This window comes from Arachidicoccus sp., assembly GCF_050436765.1.
Classification (GTDB): Bacteria; Bacteroidota; Bacteroidia; order Chitinophagales; family Chitinophagaceae; genus Arachidicoccus.
On sequence record NZ_JBNQGD010000302.1, the window covers coordinates 27,169 to 38,432 of the forward strand.

Annotated in this window: 9 protein-coding genes; 8 read left to right on the forward strand and 1 reads right to left on the reverse strand. The window is 39.9% G+C overall.

The features are described from left to right. Nucleotides 1–7: 7 nt before the first annotated feature. Nucleotides 8–1,048, reverse strand: a complete 1,041-nt coding sequence (locus ACQR30_RS13115; protein WP_429735827.1) for a LacI family DNA-binding transcriptional regulator — start codon at nt 1,046–1,048, stop codon at nt 8–10. 272 nt (nt 1,049–1,320) lie between these two features. Between ACQR30_RS13115 and ACQR30_RS13120 the strand changes: the two genes are divergently transcribed. From ACQR30_RS13120 to ACQR30_RS13155, 8 genes are all read left to right on the forward strand, one after another. After that, a complete protein-coding gene (locus ACQR30_RS13120; protein ID WP_429735829.1) occupies nt 1,321–2,103 on the forward strand; it encodes a rhamnogalacturonan acetylesterase in 783 nt (260 codons plus the stop codon). 4 nt (nt 2,104–2,107) lie between these two features. Next, complete coding sequence (locus ACQR30_RS13125) at nt 2,108–2,866, forward strand: rhamnogalacturonan acetylesterase (protein WP_429735831.1); 759 nt, start codon at nt 2,108–2,110, stop codon at nt 2,864–2,866. Between the two features lie 5 nt (nt 2,867–2,871). Continuing rightward, nucleotides 2,872–3,831 (forward strand): pectinesterase family protein, encoded by a 960-nt coding sequence (locus ACQR30_RS13130; RefSeq protein ID WP_429735833.1) that lies wholly within the window; start codon nt 2,872–2,874, stop codon nt 3,829–3,831. A gap of 30 nt (nt 3,832–3,861) precedes the next feature. Next, nucleotides 3,862–4,515, forward strand: a complete 654-nt coding sequence (locus ACQR30_RS13135; protein ID WP_429735835.1) for an SGNH/GDSL hydrolase family protein — start codon at nt 3,862–3,864, stop codon at nt 4,513–4,515. A gap of 3 nt (nt 4,516–4,518) precedes the next feature. Next, nucleotides 4,519–5,496 carry a pectinesterase family protein gene (locus tag ACQR30_RS13140; protein ID WP_429735837.1) on the forward strand — a complete coding sequence of 326 codons (978 nt, stop codon included), beginning with the start codon at nt 4,519–4,521 and terminating at the stop codon, nt 5,494–5,496. Nucleotides 5,497–5,518: 22 nt separating this feature from the next. Continuing rightward, complete coding sequence (locus ACQR30_RS13145) at nt 5,519–7,156, forward strand: glycoside hydrolase family 43 protein (protein WP_429735839.1); 1,638 nt, start codon at nt 5,519–5,521, stop codon at nt 7,154–7,156. Nucleotides 7,157–7,166: 10 nt separating this feature from the next. Continuing rightward, complete coding sequence (locus tag ACQR30_RS13150) at nt 7,167–9,143, forward strand: acetylxylan esterase (protein WP_429735841.1); 1,977 nt, start codon at nt 7,167–7,169, stop codon at nt 9,141–9,143. A gap of 357 nt (nt 9,144–9,500) precedes the next feature. After that, nucleotides 9,501–11,264: SusC/RagA family TonB-linked outer membrane protein (locus tag ACQR30_RS13155; RefSeq protein WP_429735843.1), on the forward strand; the 1,764-nt coding region annotated here is incomplete at its 3' end.

Here is an 11,264-nt window from a genome sequence, read left to right on the forward strand (position 1 = left end):
TAATTGATTATTGGGCGTTTTTTCTTTTTTGCGTAGAATCTCTAATAAATAGTTCGGGCTCAAGTACAATTTTGCTGTATTCATAAACAGGTCGCTTACTTTCAATTTGCTTAATAAGCAGTTGGGCAGCCTTCGAGCCTATTTCAAAAGCTTGTTGTTTAATGATGGACAGCGACGGTCTCATAAAGCCGGTCAGATCCAGATTAGAAAAACCGATTAAGGCAATATCCTCAGGGAGGTTTATATTTTTCGCATTGAAATATCTAAAACAGCTGGTCGTGATTTTGTCTGAACAAGAAAGAATGGCATCAGGTCTATCTTTGAGTTTAAATAATTGATTAATTATTTGCTCGACTTCTTCATAATACATGCCGCCGTGTTCACAATATTTGATATAGGACTCTTTGGGTTTTACATCCGCTTTTTGCAATGCGGCGAGGTAGCCTTCCTTTCTGTGCTTGATGATCGAAAGATTGGGTGTGTTGCCTATAAAAGCTATTTTCTTATAGCCATTTTCCAATAAATGTGCGGTCGCATCATAGGCGCCTTTATAGTCGTCCGAAATTACTTTGTGTGCTTCTATCGATTCCACAATCCTGTCAAAAAATACAATGGGCATCCCTCTTTCATGTAATAGTCGAATATGGGCGGTATCTTTTGTTTCTGAGGAAAGCGAAATAAGTAACCCATCGACAGACTGCGCCAGATTATGTATTACTTCGACTTCTCTTTCATAGGATTCCAGCGTTTGGGTAATAATTACATTGTAATCATTTTCTTTTGCTATGGATTCTATTCCATTGATAATCTGGGAAAAAAAACTGTTGGCGATCTCCGACACGACAATACCAATAGTGTGGCTTCTTCTCTCTTTTAAATTTAGGGCAATGGGGTTCGGTCTATAATTAACAGACTTGGCATATTCTACAACAATTTTTTTTGTCTCTACGCTAATTTCATAACTATCCCGTAACGCTCTGGATACGGTAGATTTAGAAAGATTGAGCGCTTTGGCAATATCTTTAATGGTTATAGGTTCAAACTTCATTACTACTAAAATATTGTTTTTTATTGGACATTAATGCTTAACAATAATTAAATGTTAGGTTATTGATACCAGCAAGATAGGAAATAATAGTCATAATGAATGTGTTGAAATGCAAGGAAGTGTGCGTAATTGTACTTCTGTCCATTTCTCGTGAATGATAGTGAACGTGTTGAATTAGAAGGCGCCAAACATGCAATCGATGCCGGTATCGATTGCATATATTTTTTATTTTGACTTTGTCTTAATAAGTAAATTGCAAACAAACAATCGTTTTGAGAAACAATAAAAAAATATATGTCAAGCAGGCGGCAATATTATTGCTGTTATGCGCTTTTTTATCATTTTCCTTTATTCCAAAAAGAAAAATAATAATATACCTGGTGGGCGATTCTACCATGGCAGATAAGAGTGTAAAGGCGTATCCAGAGACTGGCTGGGGAATGCCTTTTCACTATTTTTTTGATAATAATGCTCAGGTGGATAATCGAGCACAAAACGGCCGAAGCACGAAGACTTTTATACAGGAAGGCCGTTGGGCTTCCATTTATAATGCACTCCAACCAGGTGATTATGTGTTGATTCAATTTGGGCACAACGATGAAGTGCCCACGAAGAGAAGCTATACACCACCTGCACAGTTCAAGGCAAATTTATTAAAATTTGTTGCGGATAGCAGGTCAAAAAAAGCGTTTCCTATACTCATTACCCCCGTTGCCAGACGAGCGTTTGACAGCAGCGGCCATCTGATAGATACACATCATCAGTATGCCAATATTGTTAGAGAAGCGGCAATACAGGCGAAGGTTCCTTTGATTGATTTAGATAAATTAAGCCGGGATTTGTTGGTAAAATGGGGCCCGGAAAAATCAGTTTTCTTATACAATCATTTATGGCCCGGAGAAAATCCACATTATTCCAAAGGCCATGCAGATAATACGCACTTTAGTGAACTGGGCGCCAGGACAATGGCTGAAATTGTTTTGCAGCAAATAAAAGATCAGCACCTGGGATTAGCAGATTATATCAAAAATATTTCTCAAAATAATACCAAATAATAAAGTGAAAAAATACATTAACTGGTCATTGCTTCTTGTGCCGTTTTTATTAATGTCTTTTATGTGGGGTGTCAATAAAAAGACAACGATTTGGCTTATTGGGGACTCTACTGTTTGCCATTACAATTCCTCGCAATTTCCTCTTACAGGTTGGGGAATGCCCTTTGCCGATTATTTTGATTCTTCTATTTTAATTCAAAACAAAGCAAGAGGTGGCAGGAGTACACGTACATTTATCTCTGAAGGCCTCTGGGCTCCAATAAAAAATAATTTGCAAAAGGGTGATTATGTATTTATCCAGTTCGGACATAATGATGAGGCTAAAAATTATCCGGATAGATATACACCTGTCGAAGATTACAGAAAAAATTTAGAGAAATTTGTTGAAGACTCAAGAGAAAAAGGTGCTATTCCCGTTTTAATTACACCGGTAAGCAGAAGGAAATTTGATGGGGCCGGTAAAGCGCTGGAAACACATGGTGCTTATTCTCCTGTTGTAAGAGAAGTCGCTGCAAAAATGAATGTGCCATTAATCGATTTGGATCAAATGAGTATCGCACTCTATCAAAGATTTGGTCCAGAAAATACTACACTATTATTCAATTTATTAAAGCCCGGTGAAGAACCGAATTACCCAAACGGTGTATTGAAAAATGCTACGCATTTTAATACTTATGGCGCAAGACATATTGCCGAACTTGTATTGCAGGGAATAAAAAATGCACATTTACCACTCGCGCAACATATGGCACCAAACCGATAATCAAAATGAAAAAACTATTTATTTTAGCGATAAGTTTGGGGGTTTGTCTTTTTTCTTTTGGACAAAAAAAAGAGGAAATTGTCGTTGCAAAAGATGGTAGTGGGAATTTTACGAGTGTCCAGGCTGCCTTTGACCATATTGCCGCAGATAATAAGACGCCCGTTACCATTTTTGTAAAAAAGGGTATTTACAAGGAAAAACTGCATTTGACCACGACAAAGAATTTTGTAACCTTGATAGGGGCTGATAGTGCAAAGACCGTTCTCAGTTTTGATGATCACACCGGCAAAATCTCTCCAAGCGGAGCCACTATCGGTACGAGTACTTCTTTCAGCTTTCTGATCAATGCCGACAATTTTACGGCGAGAAATATTTCCTTCCAGAATGATGCGGGATACAATGCGGGGCAGGCAGTAGCCGTACATATTAATGGGGACAAAGCGGCTTTTTATAATTGCAGGTTTTTAGGCAATCAGGATGTTTTGTTGACTAATAATAAAGACAGCCGGGAGTACTTTAAAAACTGCTATATTGAGGGGACCACGGATTTTATTTTTGGTGCAGCAACTGCCTGGTTTGACCATTGCACGATTTATTGTAAAAGAGACTCACACATAACAGCTGCTTCAACTCCCCAGGACCATCCTTATGGGTATGTCTTTTATGATTGTAAAATATGGGGGGCTCCCGATGTCACTGGCGCAGATTTGGGCAGGCCCTGGCGCGACTATGCATGTGTTGCATTTATTCATTGTTATCTCGATAAAGTCATAAAGCCTGCAGGTTGGTCTAATTGGCACAATACCAATAGAGATCAGACTGCCCGTTATGCGGAATATAAAGATTATGGACCCGGTGCTGACCCGTCTGGAAGAGTTGCCTGGTCACACCAGTTGACCAAGCAACAGGCGGAAAATTATACGATAAAAAATGTTTTAAGTGGCTGGATCCCGGCAAATAAATAATATTAATTTCTAATTAAAACTTTAAAGCGAATGCGTAAGAAGAATGTTTTGATGATTTTTTTATCCGTTATGATAGGCTTTACTTTTATGTCCTTTAAAGATAAAGTACATGGGAAAATTGTATGCTTTGGAGACTCCATTACACATGGTGCAAAGGTGGATGGACATAGTTGGGTTTGGTATTTTCAGCAAGCCAATTATCCCGGTGTGACATTTATAAATGAAGGAAGAAGTGGTAGGAAAACGGCCGATAAGAAAGAATTACTACCCGTACTGCAAAAATATTCCAATGCGGATTATTACTTGATTTTTCTGGGTGTCAATGACTTAAAAGATGGTAATGAGGTAATGGTCGACAGCTGCATTGAAAATATGCAATGGATGGTGGATAAGATAGAGAGAGTGGATGCAAAAGCAAAAATTGTTATTCTCGCTCCATCGGATATTAATTTGAAAACCATGTCTGCGGTAAATGTTGCGAAGAAATATAATGAAAATACACGCAAGTCATTAATCTCATTAGAGAAGAAATATCAGGCATTGGCAAAGAAAGATCATCTTGGTTTTATTAGCTTGCTGCACACGGTATCAAAGCCTAATTATGCCGACGGATTACATCCCAACTTAAAAGGTCAACAACAAATTGAAGCAGCTGTTTGGAAAGGATTGAATAAACTGTACTAAAAGATGAAGCGAAAAATTATTTTAATATTGAGTTGGGTTTGTGTTTTAACTTTAGCCGGTAATGCGGCTGTTGCAAAAGAACCTGCAACCAGGATTACCGTTGCCAAAGATGGGAGTGGAGACTTTACTTCCATTGAAAAAGCCATTCTGTCCTGCAAGTCCTTCCCATACGAACGCATTACTATATTTATCAAAAATGGTGTGTATCATGAAAAAGTTATTATCCCTTCCTGGAATACAAAGATTTCGCTGATCGGGCAAAACAAGGATAGCACAATAATAAGTTTTGACGATTATTTTGGCAGAATAAATAAAGGAGGGAATAGCACTTTTTATACGGCTACTTTGTTGGTACAGGCAAACGATTTTCACGCGCAGAATTTAACGATAGAAAATAGTGCGGGGCCCGTTGGGCAGGCCGTTGCGTTGGATGTACAGGGTGACAGATGCTCCTTTGTCAATTGTAAAATATTGGGTAATCAAGATACCATTTATGCTGCCGGTGAGAATGCACGGCAGTATTTCAAAGATTGTTATATTACGGGGACCACCGATTTTATTTTTGGGGAAGCAACTGCCCTGTTTGAAGATTGTACGATCGTTTGCAAAGCTAATTCTTACATTACCGCGGCTTCTACCAATAAAAATACGAAGTATGGATTTGTGTTTAGGGGCTGCACGATAAAAGCTTTACCTAATGTGACGAAAGTCTTTCTGGGCAGACCTTGGCGCAAATATGCCAATGTAGTATATCTGCAATGTAACCTTGGCGGCTTTATAGCTTCACAGGGATGGCAAAACTGGAATAAAACAGACAACTACAAAACAGTTTTTTATGCAGAATATCATAATGAGGGAGCAGGTGCTCAGCCTTCCGCAAGGGTTGCGTGGTCAAAGCAACTTACCAATAAAGAAGCCAAACAATATTCATTGACGCATATTCTATCCGGTGATGATAATTGGGATCCAATAACTAACTAACTAACTAACTAATTAATTTTTTATGAGCAAAAAAGTATTGATAATTATCAGCTTTTCTTTCTTTCTCTTTTGCCAAAGAACTGCGCAGGCACAATCTTCCGGCATCTCAAAAGTATGGGTGCCTGATCTGGGAAACGGACATTACAAGAATCCGATTCTTTTTGCAGATTATTCTGACCCCGATGTTTGCCGGGTGGGAAAAGATTATTATTTGGTCGCTTCCAGTTTTGATGCAGTGCCTGGATTACCCATTCTGCATTCCAACGATTTAGTTAATTGGACAATCGTCGGTCACGCATTATTGCGTCAGCCCCCGTATGAACATTTTTCAAAAACGCAGCATGGTAATGGGGTTTGGGCTCCCGCTATACGTTACCACAATGATTCCTTTTATATTTACTATCCAGATCCGGATTTTGGGATTTATGTTGTAAAAGCAAAAAAAGTCACAGATACCTGGACGGATCCCGTTTTAGTGGAATCCGGTAAAGGCTTGGAAGATCCCTGTCCCTTTTGGGACAATGATGGCCAGGGATATCTGGTAAATGCTTTTGCAGGAAGCCGGGCCGGAATCCGAAATATTTTGGTTCTGCACAAATTAATTGAAGCCGGGACTAAGCTACAAGGCGAAGGTGTCATCGTCTATGACGGACACAAAGACGATCCCGGAATTGAAGGGCCCAAGATGTATAAACGCAACAGCTATTATTACATTTTTGCGCCGGCCGGTGGTGTCTCCGGTGGTTATCAAATGGTGCTTCGTTCCAAAAATATTTATGGTCCTTACGAAAGAAAAACGGTGATGCATCAAGGCGGCACTGCTATCAACGGACCGCATCAGGGTGCCTGGGTAACTACACCTGATGGCAAACAATCCTGGTTTATTCATTTTAGAGATATGGATGCTTACGGAAGAGTCGACTATTTAGAACCGATGGTTTGGAAAAATGATTGGCCGGTTATTGGTGTCGACAAAGATGGCGATGGCATTGGAGAGCCCGTGACCAGCTATACGAAACCCGATGTCGGCAAAACCTATCCCATAGCGACGCCACAGACTTCAGACGAATTTAATGAACATGCTTTAGGGTTGCAATGGCAATGGCAAGCCAATCCCAAAGCGACATGGCATTATATGACCAGTACGGGCGCACTGCGTTTATATACGAGCCCTTTACAAAAAGGGTATAAAAATTATTGGGATGTGCCCAATATTTTAATGCAAAAATTTCCTGCAGACAAATTTATCGCTACGACAAAATTGACTTTTCATGCAATGCAAGACCAAGATAAAGTCGGCTTTGGGGTAATGGGGATGGACTACGCTTATTTGTCGCTGACAAAAGAAAATAATGCCTTTAAGATTTCTGTGGTTAGCTGTAAAAACGCTGTTGACGGCGCAAAAGAAAATGAACAGGTGATTCAATCTACGGGTGACAGCACCGTTTTTTTTCGTGTAAAAGTAGCCGCCGGTGCTAAATGCCAGTTTAGTTATAGCGTAGACGGCAAGGAGTATATCAACGTTGGCAATAGTTTTCAGGCGAAAGAAGGCAAATGGATTGGTGCCAAACTGGGGCTCTTCTGCACGAGCGCAAATTGGTACAAGGATGCTGGTTTTGCGGACTTTGATTGGTTTCATATAGAACCATTAACTAATTAAATTTGAACGGATGAAAAAGTTTTTATTTGCATTGCTGATGCTCTTAGCCGGTACGAATTATGGCCGGGCACAGCAAAAACTAAGGCTCAATCAAATAGGATGGCAAGCAAATACGACTTTATATAATTTTCTTACCGGAAAATTGCATGATCAATATGTCCATAGGGATAGCGTTTTATCTGAAGCCCTTGACCACAATTCTTTAAATACATATCAACAAAATTGCCGCGAGCGATATATTCAATTACTAGGAAAACTGCCTCAAAAAACGCCTTTAAATGCGCAAATAACCGGTACAATACAACAGGACGGTTACCATATTGAAAAGGTAGTCTATCAAAGTTTTCCCAACCATCACGTAACGGCGAACCTCTATGTCCCGGATGGCAAGGGAAAGTTTCCCGGAGTTTTATTTTTCTGCGGTCATGAATCGACGGCTAAGGCCACTTTAACTTATCAGCAAACGGCTATACTCTTTGCAAAACATGGTTTTATAGTTTTATCCATAGATCCTATTTCACAGGCAGAGCGCTATCAATTGACCGATGCCGAAGGGCAACCGACGACGCACGGTGGTACTACCGGGCATACTTTGCTTGCGTCCAATTCAAATTTGGTGGGGACCAGTGTAGTCGCTTATCAATTATGGGATAATGAATGCGGACTGGATTATTTATGTTCCTTAAAAAATGTGGACACCACCCGGCTAGGTTGTCTGGGTAATTCGGGGGGTGGAACGCAAACGGCGTATTTTATTCCCTACGATGCACGCATAAAGGTCGCTTCCATTTGCAGTTATACAACAAGGCGTGAAAGGACATTGGAATTACTAGGCCCGCAGGATGGTTGCCAGTGGTTACCAGGTGAAAGTAAAGCGGGATTGGATATAAGCGATTATGCAATCATGTTTGCCCCCAAGCCCCTACTGATATTAGCTGGTCGTTATGGTTTTGTAGATTTCAATGGAGTGAAAGATGTTTACCGGGAATTAAAAGATGTTTACACAAAAATGCATCAAGGAGATAAAGTGAAATTATTCGCTTATGATGACGGCCATGGTATTCAAATACCCAAGCAGGAAGCAGCGGTGCAATGGTTTCGGCGATGGCTGTATAATGATAATGCGCCTGTAAAGGAAGGCTATTTGCCCACTTTGTCAGAAAAAGAATTGAATGTTACAAAGACCGGGCAGGTTAATGCCACTTATAAAGGCGAGGAAAACATACAAGACAGGAATTTAAGATTGGCCGATAGTTGGAAGCAACATCGTGAGGATTTATGGAAGCAGTTATCGCAAAAAGAGTACCGCGCAATGTTGCGTAGCGTCACTAATATTCAAAATACACATTCGCCTGTGGATGTAGAAAATAATGGTTCTTTTGAGAAAGATGGTTATCTGATTGAAAAGCTACTTTTAAGAAAAGCAGGTGCACCGCCAATGCCTTGTTTTTTAGCCAGCCCTAAAGATGTGCGGAACCAAAGATTAATTATTTATCTGAGCGATAAAGGGAAAAACGAAATTATTAACAATGACAGTTTGCTCAAAAGGCATTACAGGAAAGGAGATGCCTTGCTGCTGGCGGATCTTCGCGGTATGGGTGAAACGGCTGATGCTGCGGCATTCAACAATACAAAGTACTTCAATAAGGAATATCGCAATGCCATGCTGGCTATGTTTACTGCAGAGGCTTTACCCGTACAGCGAGCCGAAGACATCTTTACTTTATTAGATTATTCTAAAACAAATGCTTCGTTGAAGAAATTATTTATTGATGTCAACGCCTCTGGAATAGCAGCTGAGCCGGCTTTAATTGCCGCATCTTTAGATAGTAGAATTAATAAAGTTCAGTGCATTGACTCCGTAAAATCTTTCTACGATTTATTGCATCATCCTACGATGAAAGATCAATATTCTTATGTCATTGCCGGAGTGCTCCAATACTTCGATTTGCCTGATTTAGAAGCATTTATCAATAAGCATAAGTAAAGGCGACAAAGCGCTATCCGGTCTTTATTTTTGCCATATTGTCGGGCACTACTCTAGGAATGTGACCGGTCGTTGATGGCACAGAAGCTCCCAAGATAACCTTGCTTGTATTTGGATGACCAACCCAGTTGATTACCTGTTTACTATTTTCTAAACAATTTGCCTTGTTGTTAAAAATTTCACTTTTTATTGCTATCGATTGCAATAAATGTAAAACACACATTTATTGCAATCGATACCGACATCGATTGCGCAAATAATTGTCGCTAACAAATGATAATTAATTTTTTAATCTTCTACTTTGGTGTTAAGAAAATCTAAAAAAACTTACAACAAAATTCTAAAAATACTTCGCAAATGAAAAAGAATATCCTATTTATTTTTCTGCTTTGTTTCACAACTGTAGCATTCGCGCAGACGGGAGTTTTTACCGGTCATGTGACCAATGAAAAAGGCGATCCATTAGATGGCGTATCCGTAAAACTGAAGGGTACAACTATGGGAACGCTCACTAATAGCTCGGGGAACTTTACCATTGAAATTCCTGAGAAATACAGTAAGAATGCAGAACTCATCTTTGATTATTTGGGCTATATTGAACAATCGAGTTTATTGCAAAATGCGCATAGTCTGAATATTACGATGAAGCAAAGCCTTAACAATTTGAATGAAGTCATCGTTATTGGCTATGGAACGGTAAAGCGAAAGGATCTTACCGGCGCTGTTTCCTCGGTCTCCGGCAAAGAAATTGCCGCGGTGCCCGTTGCAAACGTAGCGCAAGCCATGCAAGGGAAATTGCCGGGTGTAAACATTGTTTCACAAGACGGCCGCCCCGGGGCAGATGTTTCTATTATTGTTAGAGGCGGCGGTTCTATATCGCAAAGCAATCAGCCATTGATTCTAATAGACGGAATTCCAGGAACGTTGAGTGATATTCCTGCGGATCAAGTAGAAAGCATTGATGTACTCAAAGACGCTTCCTCTACTGCCATTTATGGATCAAGAGGCGCAAATGGCGTCGTGCTTGTTACTACAAAAGGAGCACAGGCAGGGAAAACTGTTGTAAGTTACAATAGTTACGTAAAATTTAATACCCCTGAAAAGTACTTGAAAGAATTAGAGCCTTATGATTATTTGAAATATGTCTGGGCCAATGCTGCTGCAAACGGCGCTGCTTTTGAAGCTCCTTTTGAGCAATTGTATGGGTTGGGGGACAGTACGCGTCTCAATCCAGGAGGAATTGAAAGTTACCAAAATATGTCTACAGACGATCCGCAAAGGCTTTTACTGAATAATTCTACATCTTGGAATCATGATTTAACGCTAACAGGAGGGACCGATAAAACGAAAATATTGTTCTCCGTTAACTATTTAAACGACCAAGGGATGAAGTTAAATTCTTATGCAAAACGTATAAATGTGTCCTTTAATATCAACCAAAAAGTATTTGACAACGTTACATTAGGCCTAAATATACGTTATACAAATGACCAAGATATGGATGATGAAGGGACGTCAAGCGGTACGGGATCTATACTTTCTACTGCTTATCAATTCCGTCCTATTGCAACGAAACATATTTTAGGTGATTTGAATGCGCTCAATATTGGTGATGTAGAACAATACGGGCAAAACGTGTTGTGGGATCAATTCAGCCCTGCTTCGCGTACAGGTGATTATTTTCCACTTAACCTGAGCCAAAAAATACGAGGAATAGCCACCTTAAATTGGAATATTATCAAAGGTTTGACATACCATACAGTTTTAAATTTGGACGAATCTTGGGGACAGCAGAAATACTGGTCAGGAGCTATTTATAACAACTATATTGATCCTGCAACCGGCGATGCGACGTACGCAGGTGCGCTTAAATATGGAAAGTCTGATGGTTGGGGGCTTCAGTGGACCAACACCTTAAACTATGCTTTCAGTATTAATAAAATTCATAGCTTCGATCTATTAGCGGGACAGGAGGTGACCAATTCGGGGGGAACTGGGTTGAGTATTACGGCGGATCATTTCCCAGCTAATTTTACTAAGGCAGATGCATTTGCTCAAATTAATCAATTTAATCAGACAACCGGCACGAGCACATTTTCTTCAAGTGTATCCACTCCGGAT